The following is a 14,449-nucleotide window of genomic DNA, read 5'->3' on the forward strand; positions in this document are numbered from 1 at the left end:
CCGAAATCTACAATCGGCAGTCGATGAAGCATGCCACGCTACCCCATCAACAAATGCGAGTTCATATGACCAGCACTCCTCTTCTAACCCCGGCGGATTGCACCGTCATTCTCGTTGACGAACAGGCTGGCCTTGCATTTGCAGCCGGATCCTCTGATCGACAAGGACTGCGAAGTGCTGCGATAGCCTTGGCTCGTACAGCGCGCGCATTTGATATTCCAACTGTCGTCAGCACCTCTGCGTCGAAGGTCTACAGTGGCCCTCTCATGCCTCCTTTGCGCGCCATTCTGGACGGCGTCGAACCGATCGAGCGGCGCAACATGAATCTCTGGGAAGACGAAGCAGCAAAAAACGCTATCGTTACCAAAGGGCGACGGACACTGGTTTTCGCCGGACTTCTCACAGAAGCCTGCATCAGTTTCCCTGTGCTTTCAGCGCTGGCAGAGGGCTATGACGTTCGTGTGGTTGTCGATGCATGCGGAGGCCTGACCCGAGAAAGCCATGATGCTGCACTTCGCCGAATGGAACAAGCTGGAGCCGTCATGACCTCCTGGCTCCAGTTTCTGCTCGAATTACAGCGCGACTGGACGCGACATGACACCTACGAAGCCGCACGCTCCATCGTTGTAGATCACGGCGGCGGATACGGAATCGGGCTCGATTATGCCCGCGACATGATCCACCCAGCGTAAGGACGGGTTCAATGACCTTCAACTTCAATGCCGCCGATTGGCATATCGTCCCGGAACGCCCTTTTGATCAGTTGAAGGTTGGCGAGGTCTTCCGAGCCCCAAGCCGAACTCTCACTGATGCGCACGCTTCGGCATTCCAGACCGTCTCCTGTGACAATCACCCCATTCATTACGACGTGGAGTATGCTCAGCGTTTCGGTCACCCTGCCCCGGTGGTTCACGGCCTGCAGGTTCTGGCCTTTACCGCACCCGGCGCCACGCTGCTGCCCCACAACTTCGGGTCGATCTTCATCGCATTCACAGGCCTCTCTGTGAAATTCCTCAAGGAGGTCCATTCGGGTGACACCCTCTATCCCGCACTTGAGATTATCTCGTTGACGCCGAACGGCGACACCGGTGAAGTCACAACAAGCGTGACCGTCCATAACCAGAACGGCGACCTCGTCCTTTCTGGCGAGCACACATACTTGCTTCGGACGGCATGAACTCATCGGCAGTGCCTCAAGTTTTTGACGCGCTGCCAACGCCGCCGCACCGGATGTCTGAAACTTTCGGTTAGCTGCGGACCGGCGCACAACGTTCACCTGCCAAGGGATCAGACAATGCAGGGCACGCCCGCATCGTTTTAAATGCAAAAGGCGAACAACCGACGATCGTTTTCTTCGGATGAACTGGCGAAAATGCACTTAGCCGTTGTTCTGGCAGGTGCGACCGAAGATGTGGCCGATCCCTGTGTGCGAGACGCCTTGGTATCCATCGACGAACTGTACCCCGTTGTCGGTCAAGATGGTGTGGATCGGGTAGGGCACCGCCTTGATCAGCACCTTGAGGAAGGCGGCTGCTGCCAACTTGGTTGCTCGGCGACAGATGCAGGCGAAGACCAGCTGTGACGTGTGATCGACCGCGACGAACGGTAAGCCCTTCCCACCTTCGTACCGCAGTTCGGTGATGTCGATGTGGAATTAGCCGATCTCTTAGCCTTTGAACTCCGTTGGCTTTTTGCGCTCAGCTTTGGGCAGTCGGCTGATGCCGTGGCGTTGCAGGCAACGGTGCAACGATGAGCGGGTCGACTGCGAGATCACGTCCTTCAGCGCCACGAAGACGTCATCCAATGGCAGACGCGCCTGGACGCACAGTGCGACGATGGCAGCTTCCTCCATCGGGGAAAGCACCGTGCTGCACTGCTCCTTCGGCCCCATCGGCAAGTCTTCCACCGACTACCGATGGCGCCACTTCAGGACGGTCTTTCCGTTGATCCCGTACTGCCGCGCGAGGCTCGCGACCGAATCTTGCAATCGTTGTAGCGCGCTTCGAATAGCGTGCGTGGTCTTGGCGCTCCCGTGAAGAACCTGGCCCATGGCTCCCTCCGTTGCGATGGCGATAAATTTACACCATCACATGCTGGGACCAAACGCCTAGCTCGATGCTGGGAGATTTAGCTCGCGCCGCAATCGGCAGCCTCTCATGCACTTCAAATATGGCCCAGTCGGACAGTCCGCGCGTAGAAGAAACCCTGCGCATCGCCATGGACCGGGCCGCCTCGGCACCTATCGAAAGCAAATGACGATCACCGGATCAGCTTGGTGCACTCGTTGCCGTTGGTGGAATAGTCGCGGATCACGCCGTTCTGTACCTCCACGGTCACATCGCACCAATGGTAGTCCTCGCTGAGGACCTGTCCGTAGACGTTAGTGCCGCGATTGACGTAGCCCTTGCGGTAATAGAGCGTCCGCCCGCCGCCATGGGCGTCCACGAAACGGTCGGGCGCTCCCCACGACCCGGTGAAGTCACGCTCTGCCTTGCCGATCCAGGTTTCCATCAGGGTATTGCGGCCGACGCGATTGGCGCTGCGCTGGTGGGAGTCGATCACTTGCCCCGCCAAGGCCGTACCGCGGGCGAGATTGTTTTCCAGACGCTGCTCGATAGCGTCCAGTTCGGCCGCGCTGGGCTTGTAGGTGAAGGCCGGGCGCTTGCCGTCATCCCACAAGTGCTGCCAGATGAAATCCGTGGGCGACATCCCGGTCTCGCCGATGAATAGGAAGCCGAGCTGCGGCGAGGTCTTTGCCGGATTGCGGTCGCGCGCGTCCTTGCCGCGATTGCAGACGAACTTGACCAGCTGCGCCTCGCCGAAGCTGGCCGGGGCGTGCGCGACCTTGGCCGGCATGTCTTCCGGCCTGCGGTCGCGCCACTGGACCTGCCCGTGTTCTGTTCCCACGGTGCCCCGCGCGCAGTTGACCCGGTACTTGGACATGATCCGGTTCGGCTTCGCGGCGCTTTCGAACACTTCGTCGACTCGGATGTCGAACTGTGGATCGGGACCGGCGCGAACTTCGCCCTCCTTCAGCTTGCCCTTGCGGCGCATCTGCTTGAGGTAGGCGGACTGCTGCTCCTGCGTCGAAGTCTGGAGGAAGCCGAAGAGATCGGAACTGTCGCTGATCGAGGCCTCGTCCACGACCCAGAGGTCGCGGTTGGGCTTGTCCCCGCCGCCGGCAATGACCCAGCTTGCCGTCGCACTCGCACCGGTCGCTGCGCCCAGACCGAACAGACCGGCCAGCACCGTCCCTATCGCAGTACTCCTGCTTCGCATCGTGTTCCCTTTCTTACTGCATTCCGCCTGCGGATGCAGGGAAAACCTCGTCCTGAAAGGGTAATGGAAAATATCCTATGCTCAATTTAAAAATTGATCATTGGTCAATATTTCCTCAGAAGGCTTGACACCCCTTATTGAACGACGATCATAAAGTGGATGAGAATGCAGGAGGCGTCTATGCTCGGGATCGCGTCAAGAACCTGGACCAGACCGAGGATAGCCGGCATCGCGCTCGACTTGCTGTCGGCGACTGTGGGCAAAGCAGCTGCCGCCTGCCGCGCAACTCTGAACGTGCGACCTCACCCGGCAATGCAAAGTGAGCTGGCAAGCATCGCGTGGTTCAATGAAGCGAGATCGTGGAGGGCATCATGAATGAGCGAAGCATGCGTCGCTGCGTGGCTACCCTTTCCCAGAGCCCATTGAAGAAGGAAATGTCTGGCGAGGTCGGCCTCCAGTTATGATCGCGCTTTCATTTGAGTTCAGGCCACGGGTCAATACGTTTCCGTTCGCTCCGCTGCAGAGGTGGAGCCAGTATCCTAAGGATTGAGATGATGGGGTTATTTGTCAAAGGCGCCGCTCGGATTACGTTAGCAGGGATTGTGGCACTTGGCTTGCCTATCGCTGCGCAGGACGCGGCGGCTTCCGAGGCATATTCGTCTGCACGAGAAGACATCGGCAAGGCGTGTGCGACACAAAATTTCGATTCCTTCGTCGAAATCTTCGTCAGTTCGCCGGAAATCCGACAAGCCTACAGCAGTCCGACGATTGCCTATACCCTCCGGGGCGAAGGTCACCATGTTCTGTCCACGCGCAAGATCAGCGCGAAGGATTACACCATGTTTCCAATCCGGGTCGACGGTGTGCAATGGTATTCAACGGATGAGGCCGGCGACAAGAGCGCCGGTTCCACGCCCGTCGATGTGGAGGTCCATGATGATCTCGACACCATTTCGACGATCGATTGGACCCGCACGCCCGGCGACACGCAGCGTCGTCAGTCCGATCCATCGGGCCACCAGTCGCATTCCGGGCCTGATGGGCGGCTGATCTTCAAGGCAGGTAAAGGCTGCTGGCTTCTCTCGGAAGACATTCGTTTCGTGAAGCATGGGTAATGCATACGTGCAACGCCAGCTCAAGCGAGCAACAAGTTGGCGGTGTTTGACCCTGTCCCGGAAAATGCCTCCAGCGAGAATGAGAGGAATCTGGCAAAATCGAAGCTGAGTGGAGCTGGAGATTTTGCATGAAGAAGTCGAAGTTCACGGGCGAGCAGATCGCGTTTGCACTGCGCCAGGCGGAGGTCGGCACGCCGGTCGCCGAGGTGTGTCGGAAGATGGGCGTTTCGGAGGCGACGTATTACCACTGGAAGCAGCTATATGGCGGCCTGGGGCCATCCGAGCTGCGCAAGATGCGGCAGTTGGAGAAGGAGAACCAGAAGCTGAAGCGGCTTGTGGCCGAGCCTGTCGCTGGACAAAGCCATGCTCCAGGAGGTTCTAGCAAAGCGCAGTCCGGAGAAGCCGCCGATCCGCACGTCGCCGCCATTCTGGCACTTGCCCTGGATGTGAACGCCGACCATGGGCGCGGCGGCCCTTCCCTGCTCGACCGGGCTCTCGGATGCAGAACCGTAGCCCATGCCGCGATGAGCATCCTCACCAACAGCATCAATACGATCGTCGGCACCTGCCGTTGATCTTGTGAGTGAAGCTCTGCTTGCTTAGCCGCCAACAACGGTTAAGCGGAGCGAATGACGGCCTCCGATCTCGAACACCTTCTTATCGCCCGACTTATCAGGGAGAGAGGCGGCACGACGCAGACATGGCGGCGGGCGCTTGGCAAGGTCATCGTGCGCGACACTGCGACCCATGCCCATTGCAATTGGGATCTCAGGCTTAGTGGCACCGATGCGCAGCGCGCTGCAATCGAGCGACTGCTCGACGATGTGCGGCTTGAATATTCGATCGTGACCGTTGGTTGAGCACCTAACGGGCTTCCGTCGCCGTCATAGCGGCCATTGAAGCGGCAAAGCACCTCCGCAAAACCGGTCGCTCATCCATATGCCACCGGGCGCTGGAAACGGTCGGCCGTCTGCAGACCGTCCGCCGCCGCGCTTTCGCCAACTTTTGATCGGGTGGTCACCTTGGCAAAGTTCGTATCAGCCTTGGCGACCAGTGCATGAGCTGACACTGACCCTACCGGCCCTTTTGGCACAGTGAGCGAAAGTGGGTTTCATCGCCGTCCCGAAAGTAGCGCTTGAACAGAATTAGAAGAATGTCGCCTGCATCCGGTGCAGTCAGGAAGATAATTCTCCTGCTCTCCGTCCAAATCGCGACCTGTGAGGGGTCGAAGCGCGCCCCGCCACCATCGGCCTCCAGGCCGATCGTTGCATCGTCCCATGCAATGATGAACGCACTCCTGCGGGCGTCTCCTCCGAAGTAATGCGTAACCACCTCGACGCATCTGATCCCGATGCGCCTTGCGACGAAATGGAAGTAAGAGCGAAGAGCCTACCAACACAAATATCGGCAGGGTTACTGGGAGTCCGATGATCGTGTTCCCGGGCGGGTGTGCTTTTTGATGCAATCGAGCTTCTGTCCGTTCGCTCGGACGTGATCGAGCGCATCGATGGTCCCTTGTTCCGCCAAGTCCTTGCGGGCTGATAGGAGCCGCGCTCGAGGTAATGAAAACGGGCGGCTCCCCACAGGAAAGCCGCCCGTCTCGGTCAGAAGCGGAAAGCGACGCCAGCGCCGAGCACGCGGGGATCGTTCACGAAAGCGGTCAGGTTGTTGAAGTCGATCGCACCGATCACGTTCGACTCGTTGGTGATGTTGCGGCCGAACACGAAGACGTCCACCGCGTCGGAGGGCGAACGCCAGCCAATGCGCGCGCCGCCTTCGAAGTTGGTGCCGACGTGGAATTCGGTCGCGTCGTAGAGGAACAGGTTGAAGTCCTTCTGCGCGACCCAGTCCGTCTGGGCATAGAGCTTGCTGCCGCTCGCCAGCTCATAGGTGTACGAGGCGTTGAAGTTGAACAGCCAGCGGGGCGCCTGCGGGAACGGGTTTCCGTCGATCGAGGCGCGGCGGGTGGTGCCCACGTTCACGATCGGATCGCGCACGGTGCAGGCGGCGCCGCAGAAGGCGACCAGCAGGTCCGGATCGTCGATCTTGGTGAAGTTGTAGGAAATGCCGCCGTTGAACTGGAGACCGCGCAGCGGGATGGCGGTGGCCTCGAACTCGACGCCGCGACCCTTGCCGCGCTTGGCGTTGATCAGCTGGTTGAAGTTGCCCTGGCCGCCGATGGCGGTGAACTGGGGGTCCTTCAGGTCGTAGATGTAGCCGGTCAGGTCGACGCGGAAGCGGTTGTCCGGCGTCGCCGCCTTGATGCCCGCTTCATAGGAGGTGATCGTTTCCGAATCCGCCGTCGTCAGGATATTCGAGGTGGCGATGCGGCCTTGGATCGAGGGACCGCGATAGCCGTGGGCGATGCGGCCGAACAGGCTGACCTGCGGGCTGACTTTATAGAGCGCGCTGACGTCCCAGCTCGGCTGCTTGTCACCGACATGGCGCGAATCCGCGAACGGTGCGCCCTTGGTGCGGGCGGCATCGAGGTCGCGCTGGTCGCGGGTCCAGCGGGCGCCGCCGGTCAGGCGGAGGCGATCGGTGAGGTCGTAGTGAACCTGACCGAAGACCGACCAGCTGTCGCTCTTCTGGCGCAGTTCGGAAATCACCGTGGGGTCGATGCCGCCGGTGCCGTTCCACGAGGCCGAGATCAGTTCGAACTTCTCACGCCAGTAGAACGCGCCGACCTGCCAGCCGAAGCGGGTATCGCCGTTGCTGGCGAGACGGACTTCGTAGGTCTGCTGGTCGAGGTCGCTGGAGAGCGTGCCGGTTTCCGAGTTGAACGGAATCGTGCCGCTGCCTGCGGTGGTGCCGAGCACGCCGCCGTCGATATCGCCGCGGCCCGAGCTGCTGCCCTGATAGGCCGAAACGATGGCGGTCAGCGTCGCGCGGCCCAGATCGTAGTCGATATGCAGCGCTTCGGAGGTCGTGTCCTGCGCCTGCGGGTTGTTGCGACCGCCGTCGTAGTAGACTGTGTCGCGGTCGTAGCGATCGTTGAGCTTGTTCGATCCGGTGGTCAGCACGTTGGCGCGGTTAAGCGTGCCGGTGCCGCGATAGGAGCGGGCCTGGAGGGTCAGCAGGACCGAAAGGCGGTCGTCCGGCTTCCACAGCGCGTGGATGCGACCGGCCACGTCGTCGAACCCGCCAAGGTCCTTACCGGGCTTGGTGAACGATGCGTCGTAGGCGTTGTTCACCCAGTCCTCGCGGTGGTTGACGAGACCCGCGAAGCGGAACGAAAGCGTGTCGGTGGCGGGAATGGTCACGCCCACTTCGCCGCGCACAGTGCCGAGTTCACCGACGGTGAACTGCGCCTGGCCTTCGGCATGGTCGCCGGGGCGGCGGGTGTCCATCTTGACGACACCGGCGGGGGTGTTGCGGCCGAACAGGGTGCCCTGCGGGCCCTTGAGCACTTCCACGCTGTCGAGGTCGAAGAGCGGGAAGCCCTTGAGGTAGACGTTTTCCAGTACCACGTCGTCGAGCACGACCGAGACCGGCTGCGAGGCGTTGAAGTCGAAATCGACATTGCCGAGGCCGCGGATATAGAGACGCGGGGCGTAGCGGCCGTTCGAGCTTTCGACATAGAGGCTGGGGGTGCGACCGGCCAGCGAGAGAATGTCGGCACCGCCTTCGGAGACGGCGGCGATCTTGTCGCCGCTGAGCACCGAAACGGCGATCGGTACGTCGCGGATGTTCTCGGGGCGGCGCTGGGCGGTGACGACGATGTCGGCGGCAGCGTCTCCGGCTTCCGGTGCGGCATATGCCGGAGTGTTCTGGGCCAGAGCCGGTGCGGCACCGGCAAGCAGCGCCGGCACGCCGGCCAGCAGACAGGTCTTCATCTTCATCATCGCACCCCTTGCGTGCAGCCGATGCGTGAAATCCCGCTCCATCCGCACATACGGGTTGAAGTCGGCGTTGCACCGGCATCTGTTCCGAAGGCGCGGCGCTTAGCCGTGGTTTGTGACATTTCCGATAAACGGCTTTTATCGATCCACAGGAAATCGTAACGCCGCCGCATGTTTACTGAGATGCTGACATTTTTGCGACAGTTCGGCGCCATGGGGCTGGCCGGTCTCGCCCTTGCCACTCCGCTGCCGGCCGTTGCCGCTCCCGCCGCTTTCGACGTGGTGCCGCTGGGCGTAGCGGGCGGCGTGGTCGAGGGATCGACTTCGGCCTGGTACATTGCCCGAAGCGGGCAGGCAAAAGGTCTGGCCTGCGATGCCGGAACCCTGGTTCCGGGCATCCGCGCGGCGATCGCGAAGGGCGGATTTCCTTCCGGGTCCCAGGCCAGCGAGATACTGCATCGCCGGATCGGCGCCTACCTGATAACGCACCCCCACCTCGACCATGTCGCCGGACTGGTGATGGCCTCACCGGACGACATCCCGAAACCGATCTTCGCCCTGCCGGAGGTGAACGCCGCGCTCGCGGCCGACTATTTCAACTGGAGCGCTTGGCCGAACATGGGCGATCGCGGCCAGACACCACGGCTCGGGCGCTATCACTATGAAGACCTTATCGCCGGAGCAGCCCCCGCGCCCGTCGGAGACTCCGGCCTGACCGTGACCGCCTTTCCGCTCTCGCACGGCGGGGCGCTATCGACGGCCTTCCTGATCCATGCCGGAGAGGACGCGATAGTCTGCATGGGCGATACCGGGCCGGACGAGGTTGAACATTCCACGCGACTGAATGCCCTTTGGCAGGCCATTGCCCCGCTCATTCGCGCCGGGCGCTTGCGCGGGATCATCATCGAAACCTCTTATCCCGATCCCCGCAAGGACGAGGAACTTTTCGGGCACCTGACACCGAACTGGCTGCATAAGGAACTCTCGCGCCTCGCCGATCTGGTCGGTCGCCCCGGAAAGATGGCAGGGCTTCCAGTGGTGATCGGACATATCAAGCCATCGATCGACGGAGATCCGCAAATCGTGGAAACGATCTCGCGCCAACTCTCCGCAGGAAGCGGGCCGCCCGTTCGCTATATCATCGGCGAACAGGGCAGGTCTTTGGAACTTTGACGCATTCATTCCGTAAAGGTACGCACCGTGCAGGGTGGGCTGCAGCCACATGACAAGCAGGGCAAGCTCCGCCATCAAGTCTCCGCTGGGCATTCTCGTCAGATGCGATCGCGCCACCCCGCATCTTCTGGAACAAGGGCATACCCGTGAAAGTCACAGTCATCTCGAAAGAAGGGGCAAGCGAACCTGCAGCCCGTTCCCGCAAGCGCTTCTTCCTTTCCTGGGACGGACGGTGGCCGTTCCTGAGCGATGGAGACGCCACCACCACCGCATCCCTAATCAGGTGACGTCATGAGCTGGCTTGCTCGCCGTGAAGGCTGGAGTCCGCAGCAGGAAGATGCCCGTGACGATGGCGATATCGACTATGCACGTGTCATCCACTCCGCCTCGTTTCGCCGCCTCCAGGGAAAGACCCAGATCCTGAACCTGGGCGACAGCGACTTCTATCGAACCCGCCTCACACACTCGCTCGAGGTCGCCCAGATCGCCGGTGGCATCGCCCGTCAGTTGGAAAAGAGTTTCCCGGAGCATGCGGCAACCGCGCTTCTGCCGGATCGGGGAACGATCCACTCGATCGGCTGCACGCATGACTTTGGCCATCCACCTTTTGGACATGGCGGCGAAATCGCGCTCAATTACTGCATGCGCGTGGCCGGCGGGTTCGAGGGTAACGGACAGACACTGCGCATCCTCGCCCGGCTTGAAAGCTTCTCGGCCGGTGCAGGCGCGAACCTGTCACGCCGCACGATGCTCGGCGTTCTCAAGTATCCTGTCGCCTACAGCACCTTGGCGAACCTCTCGATCGTTCCTGCGCTTTGCGAGGGGCCGTCGATGATCAAGGTTCTCGACGGACGGTCGTGCAAGCCTCCCAAGTGTTATCACGACAGTGAGCAGGACGTGGTCGACTGGATCCTGGACCCGCTTTCATTGGCCGACCGCGAGGCCTTCCAGGGCTATGCCCTGCAGGAGGGCAAGCACGCCAAGCCGCTCCACAAGGCGCTCGACTGCTCGATCATGGATGCCGCCGACGACATTGCCTATGGCGTCCATGACCTCGAGGACGCGATCGCCCTCGACCTCGTAAGCCGTAATGCCTTCGCGACCGCACTTCAGGACAAGTGCCCCTCGTTCCTCGACGCGCTCAAGGCGAAGTATCCCGGAGAGAGCGAAAACGACGTCTTCGCGCAGATGGTCGATGGACTCTTCAACAACGCGGCTTCGCGCAAGCGCTTCATCGGCCGGCTGGTCCATCACTTCCTGACCGCCGTACAGTTCGTGGAGCGCCCACAGTTTATCGAACCTTTCCTGCGTTGGAGTGTGCGCGTGGCCTCGCCCCAGCGCGAGATGCTCGATGCCTTGCAGGACTTCGTCGTGCGCGAAGTGATCGCTTCGCCTGTCGTCCAGCACCTGGAATTCAAGGGACAGGGCATGGTCATCGCCGTATTCGAAGCCATGCAGGCGGACCCGAAGCGCCTGCTGCCTCGCGAGGAACTGGCAAAGTTCGAAGGTTCCGGCGGAGATCTCCGGGTTATCTGCGACTATGTCGCAGGCATGACCGACATGCACCTGCTCAAGACGTACGAGCGGCTATTCTCACCGCGAATGGGCTCAGTGTTCGACAGGCTCTAAGGCTCCGCCTCCCTCCGCGCTTGTCCTGAACATCTTTGCCAAGACAGAAGAGTCTCAATGGAGTGCAAGTTGGACACCTCGAAGAACCGTCTGATTTCGGCATGATGGAGGCATGAAGGCTCACGATTGGCGTATGAGCCTTGGTTTCGGTGGGTGATCTGCTGATTTTTGCTGGAGCGGCGGTTGTGCAGGCCATCTTTGGCGTCACGCGGGCGCAATTCGCCCCTCGAGCCAGGCCAGGCGCTGGAAGTTATAGGCAAGGTTGGTCATGCCGATCTTGATGCGGGCAGGAGCAATACCGATGGTGCGCACCACCAGACCCATGCGGTGCTTTTGCCCGGCAAAGACGTGCTCGACGGCGGAGCGGACCGCGGACCGCTTGGCATTGGCGCGTGCAACACGCTCAGGCATCGCTCGGCGGTGCGGCTTGCGCTGGTGGATGTGGCTGGTGAACATGGCCTTGGCGAGAAAGGCTTCGTTCTTCTTGGAGCGGTAGGCCGTATCGGCCTATACTCCCGAGGCCGTATTGTCCGGACTGATCAGCGCCGGCAGCCTTGCGCCATCGTGGGCATTGGCGGCGCTGGCATCCCAGGTGCGGATCAGGCCATGCGCCCGGTCGATGCCGATATGGTTCTTGTAGCCGAACATCGGGATAGCCAGATCGACCGGCTTGAAGGCCTTGGGGTCCGCGCCTTCCTTGACCTTGGCCTTGGTGTACTTGACGCTCCAGCGGGCATCGCGATCCTTCTGCCGGATCTTCGCAGGGTTATCCTGCCAGCGCTCGGGGATCCGGCCCTCCTTGATGGCCGCCTTCTCCTCCTCGGTGTTCCGCTGCTTCGGGGCTGGCACCACGGTGGCGTCGATGATCTGCCCGCCCATGGCGAGGTAGCCCCGGTCGGTCAGCGCGGCATCGAAGCAGGCAAATAGCCTGTCGATCGCCTTGGCCTTCACCAGACGCTCCCGGAACAGCCACACTGTCGTCGCATCGGGCACCGTGCCATCCAGGCCAAGCCCCAGAAAACGCTGGAAAGAGAGGCGATCTTTGATCTGGAACTCGGTCGCTTCGTCCGAAAGCGAGTAGAGCGCCTGGAGCACGAGGATCTTGAACATGAGGACCGCATCAAACGGCGGACGGCCACCCTTGCCGCGAGGACTACGGCGCAGCGCCGCTACCAGCGGTCCCCGGAAAACCTCGAAGTCCACGACTGCCGCCAGACGCTCCAGCGGATCGCCCGCCGCGCTCAACGCCTCATGTCGGTCCGAAAGATCGAAGAAACCCGGCTGCCCTGCCATCATCGCCTCCGCTATCGCGTAAAGGCAGTGAATCACTTCAGGCCGTCAGGCGCCACGAGTTTTTCGAGGTGTCCAGCTTGTACGGCTTGCGCCGTTTCATTGTAACCGTCCGATTGTTACCGCGGTGGTTGGGCCTTGAAGCGAGTGGCGAGTTCGTGATCGTCAACGAAGTCATCGAGGAAGCCGTGCCAGGTCTGGGTGGTGCGGCGTGCTTCTCGAAGCATATCTGACAATTCGTCGACGCCATCGTCGGTGAGCGCCGTAATGGTCTCATCGGGGCCAGTGTAAACGCTGATGATGCTGCCGTATGTCAGATTGTCGCCGCTCCAGATGATGGCTTGCAACAGCTCCACATCCTCGCCGAGCATTTCGGCAGCATAGGCCAGTGTGTGCACATGGGTGATCGTGGCCATCAGGCTACCTCTGCCAACGGTACCAAGGGCACCCATTTCCAAGGCAGCAATTCGTCGATCCGGTTGATCTTATGATCGTGGATACGGCCGAGCACGTCGGCGAGATAAGCCTGCGGGTCCAGACCGTTCATCTTGGCACTTTCAATAAGCGTCATGGCCCGTGCCAGGGTTTCAGCGCCTGCTTCGGAGCCGGCGAAGAGCCAGTTGCGTCTTCCCAGACCAATAGGTCTCACGGCTCGCTCAGCGGCATTGTTATCAATGGCGACACGCCCATCCTCGGTGAACAATGAGAAGGCTTGCCAGCGCCCCAAGCCATACCGAATGGCGTTGGCTAGGTCGCCCTTGACGGGGATTCGGGTGAGTTGCTGCTCGGCCCAGGCGCGCAACGCCTCGAGTTTGGGTTTGCTATGCTCCTGGCGGACGGCACGCCGAACATCGGCAGGTTTCCCGGCGATTTCGCGTTCGATGTCGTACAACTGGCCGATGCGATCGAGGGCTTCTCGCGCTATTGGGGATTTGTTCGCTTTCCAGATGTCGTGGAAGTCACGCCGCCAATGGGCGAAGCAGGCAGCTTCCCGGAAGCGCGGTTCGCCGTCTGCGCCGGGCTCATATAGCTTCGCATATCCCTTGTAGGCGTCGGCCTGGAGAATGCCGCTCGCATTGCAAAGGTGGTTTTGCACGTGTTCCGCCTTCCAGTTGGGGGCAAAGCGATAGACCACACCCGGCGGTGCCGGCCCGTTCCACGGGCGCTGATCGCAGACATAACCCCAGATCCTGCCTTGCTTCACGCCCTTACCGAGCCCCTTGGCCCGCCTTGTGTGATCCAGCACCTGGATCGGTGTATCATCGGCGTGGATGACGGTGCTGGCCAGGACCGATGCCTCAATACGCTCGATCAAGGGCTGCAGGCTTCGCATCGCCTTGCCGCACCAGTCAGCCAGCGTGCTGCGGGGAATGTCAGCGCCCATGCGGGCAAGGATTTCGTTCTGCCGGTACAGCGGCAAGTGATCGTCGAACTTTGAGACGAGCACGTAGGCAAGCAGGCTGCTTCCGGCCATGCTGCCGGGGATCGGGCGGCTCGGAGCCGGCACCTGCACCATTTTCTCACAGCAGCGGCAGGACTTCTTCGGCCGCGCGACCTCGATCACCTTCAGCTTAGCGGTAATCATTTCGATGATTTCGCTCACGTCCTCGCCGACGAGGCGTAACTCGCCCCCGCAATCGGGACAAGCGCTGCCCGGGTCGAGTTCTTTTCGCTCGCGCGGGGTGTCAGGCGCAACGCGCGGGCGCCGGGCCATGGCCCGTGCACTGTCTACGTGCGCAGTGGCCTCATCCTCTTCGACATCACTCGGTAACGCGACGGTTTGTGCCGCGGCGACCAGAATGTCCTCTAGGGCCAGTTCCAGCTGCTCGATCTCGCGTTCGATCTTTTCCGAGGATTTGCCGAAGGCCTGTTTCTTCAGTTTGGCAATGCGCAGACGCAGGGCCTGAACCACCAGATCATGTGCACGGACCGTTGCCGCCAGCTTCGCGTTTTCCGCCTGCAAGTCGGCGATTATCGCCTTCAGCAAAGCTGGGTCTTCGGGAAGATTTTGCGCCGCGCTCAGCATGATCCCGCTTACCAGCCAAGGGCAGGAATATCCATGAAAACAGGTAGATTCAGAAACAAAAATCAGCCCACCTGGGCAGGCGGCGCGCCCCAATT

Annotated in this window: 12 protein-coding genes and 3 pseudogenes (1 of these 15 running past the window's edge); 8 read left to right on the plus strand and 7 right to left on the minus strand. The window is 61.1% G+C overall.

Annotated features, from left to right (window positions below; all coding sequences use genetic code 11):
- The first annotated feature begins 23 nt into the window (after window positions 1-23).
- Complete coding sequence (locus ACZ1II_RS01175) at window positions 24-692, plus strand: hydrolase (protein ID WP_465144009.1); 669 nt, start codon at window positions 24-26, stop codon at window positions 690-692.
- Window positions 693-703: 11 nt separating this feature from the next.
- Window positions 704-1,177, plus strand: coding sequence for a MaoC family dehydratase (locus ACZ1II_RS01180; protein ID WP_465144010.1), 474 nt, complete (start codon window positions 704-706; stop codon window positions 1,175-1,177).
- 204 nt (window positions 1,178-1,381) lie between these two features.
- On the opposite strand, the pseudogene ACZ1II_RS01185 reads toward ACZ1II_RS01180, so the two are convergent.
- A pseudogene (locus ACZ1II_RS01185) lies at window positions 1,382-2,050 on the minus strand (transposase family protein); the annotation flags it as partial.
- Window positions 2,051-2,259: 209 nt separating this feature from the next.
- Window positions 2,260-3,279: a hypothetical protein gene (locus tag ACZ1II_RS01190; protein WP_465144011.1), complete on the minus strand. Its 1,020-nt coding sequence runs from the start codon at window positions 3,277-3,279 to the stop codon at window positions 2,260-2,262.
- A 554-nt stretch (window positions 3,280-3,833) separates the two neighbouring features.
- Between ACZ1II_RS01190 and ACZ1II_RS01195 the strand changes: the two genes are divergently transcribed.
- From ACZ1II_RS01195 to ACZ1II_RS01210, 4 genes and pseudogenes are all read left to right on the plus strand, one after another.
- Window positions 3,834-4,394 carry a hypothetical protein gene (locus ACZ1II_RS01195; protein WP_465144012.1) on the plus strand — a complete coding sequence of 187 codons (561 nt, stop codon included), beginning with the start codon at window positions 3,834-3,836 and terminating at the stop codon, window positions 4,392-4,394.
- Window positions 4,395-4,522: 128 nt separating this feature from the next.
- Window positions 4,523-4,787 (plus strand): annotated as a pseudogene (locus tag ACZ1II_RS01200) (transposase); the annotation flags it as partial.
- A 53-nt stretch (window positions 4,788-4,840) separates the two neighbouring features.
- Window positions 4,841-4,969 carry a hypothetical protein gene (locus ACZ1II_RS01205; RefSeq protein ID WP_465144013.1) on the plus strand — a complete coding sequence of 43 codons (129 nt, stop codon included), beginning with the start codon at window positions 4,841-4,843 and terminating at the stop codon, window positions 4,967-4,969.
- Window positions 4,970-5,023: 54 nt separating this feature from the next.
- Window positions 5,024-5,254, plus strand: coding sequence for a hypothetical protein (locus ACZ1II_RS01210; protein WP_465144014.1), 231 nt, complete (start codon window positions 5,024-5,026; stop codon window positions 5,252-5,254).
- Between the two features lie 744 nt (window positions 5,255-5,998).
- Here the strand turns inward: ACZ1II_RS01210 and ACZ1II_RS01215 are convergent.
- Window positions 5,999-8,236, minus strand: a complete 2,238-nt coding sequence (locus ACZ1II_RS01215) for a TonB-dependent receptor (RefSeq protein ID WP_465144015.1) — start codon at window positions 8,234-8,236, stop codon at window positions 5,999-6,001.
- A gap of 183 nt (window positions 8,237-8,419) precedes the next feature.
- Between ACZ1II_RS01215 and ACZ1II_RS01220 the strand changes: the two genes are divergently transcribed.
- The gene (locus ACZ1II_RS01220; RefSeq protein WP_465144016.1) at window positions 8,420-9,409 is read left to right on the plus strand and encodes an MBL fold metallo-hydrolase; all 990 of its coding nucleotides are present in this window, start codon (window positions 8,420-8,422) and stop codon (window positions 9,407-9,409) included.
- Between the two features lie 291 nt (window positions 9,410-9,700).
- Window positions 9,701-11,038, plus strand: coding sequence for an anti-phage deoxyguanosine triphosphatase (locus tag ACZ1II_RS01225; RefSeq protein ID WP_465144017.1), 1,338 nt, complete (start codon window positions 9,701-9,703; stop codon window positions 11,036-11,038).
- A gap of 204 nt (window positions 11,039-11,242) precedes the next feature.
- Here ACZ1II_RS01225 and ACZ1II_RS01230 read toward each other — a convergent pair.
- The 4 genes and pseudogenes from ACZ1II_RS01230 to tnpB all read right to left on the minus strand — a co-directional run.
- Window positions 11,243-12,331 (minus strand): annotated as a pseudogene (locus tag ACZ1II_RS01230) (IS5 family transposase).
- A gap of 116 nt (window positions 12,332-12,447) precedes the next feature.
- On the minus strand, window positions 12,448-12,744 hold the full coding sequence (locus ACZ1II_RS01235; protein WP_465143793.1) for a hypothetical protein: 297 nt from the start codon (window positions 12,742-12,744) through the stop codon (window positions 12,448-12,450).
- Complete coding sequence (tnpC, locus tag ACZ1II_RS01240) at window positions 12,744-14,354, minus strand: IS66 family transposase (protein WP_465143792.1); 1,611 nt, start codon at window positions 14,352-14,354, stop codon at window positions 12,744-12,746. The genes ACZ1II_RS01235 and tnpC overlap by 1 nt, the downstream gene beginning before the upstream one ends.
- A gap of 62 nt (window positions 14,355-14,416) precedes the next feature.
- On the minus strand, window positions 14,417-14,449 hold the 3' end of the coding sequence (gene tnpB / locus ACZ1II_RS01245) for an IS66 family insertion sequence element accessory protein TnpB (RefSeq protein ID WP_254911658.1). Its footprint extends 315 nt past the window's final position; 33 of the gene's 348 nt are visible here — the last part of the coding sequence; its start codon lies beyond the right edge, outside the window; its stop codon occupies window positions 14,417-14,419.

This window comes from Novosphingobium sp. BL-S-20, assembly GCF_055521635.1.

Bases quoted from the DNA above. Each gene is read 5' to 3' on its own strand.
- ACZ1II_RS01175 (WP_465144009.1), top strand. From the start codon at position 24: ATGAAGCATGCCACGCTACCCCATCAACAAATGCGAGTTCATATGACC.
- ACZ1II_RS01180 (WP_465144010.1), top strand. From the start codon at position 704: ATGACCTTCAACTTCAATGCCGCCGATTGGCATATCGTCCCGGAACGC.
- ACZ1II_RS01190 (WP_465144011.1), bottom strand. From the start codon at position 3,279: ATGCGAAGCAGGAGTACTGCGATAGGGACGGTGCTGGCCGGTCTGTTC.
- ACZ1II_RS01195 (WP_465144012.1), top strand. From the start codon at position 3,834: ATGGGGTTATTTGTCAAAGGCGCCGCTCGGATTACGTTAGCAGGGATT.
- ACZ1II_RS01210 (WP_465144014.1), top strand. From the start codon at position 5,024: ATGACGGCCTCCGATCTCGAACACCTTCTTATCGCCCGACTTATCAGG.
- ACZ1II_RS01215 (WP_465144015.1), bottom strand. From the start codon at position 8,236: ATGAAGATGAAGACCTGTCTGCTGGCCGGCGTGCCGGCGCTGCTTGCC.
- ACZ1II_RS01220 (WP_465144016.1), top strand. From the start codon at position 8,420: ATGCTGACATTTTTGCGACAGTTCGGCGCCATGGGGCTGGCCGGTCTC.
- ACZ1II_RS01225 (WP_465144017.1), top strand. From the start codon at position 9,701: ATGAGCTGGCTTGCTCGCCGTGAAGGCTGGAGTCCGCAGCAGGAAGAT.
- ACZ1II_RS01235 (WP_465143793.1), bottom strand. From the start codon at position 12,744: ATGGCCACGATCACCCATGTGCACACACTGGCCTATGCTGCCGAAATG.
- tnpC (WP_465143792.1), bottom strand. From the start codon at position 14,354: ATGCTGAGCGCGGCGCAAAATCTTCCCGAAGACCCAGCTTTGCTGAAG.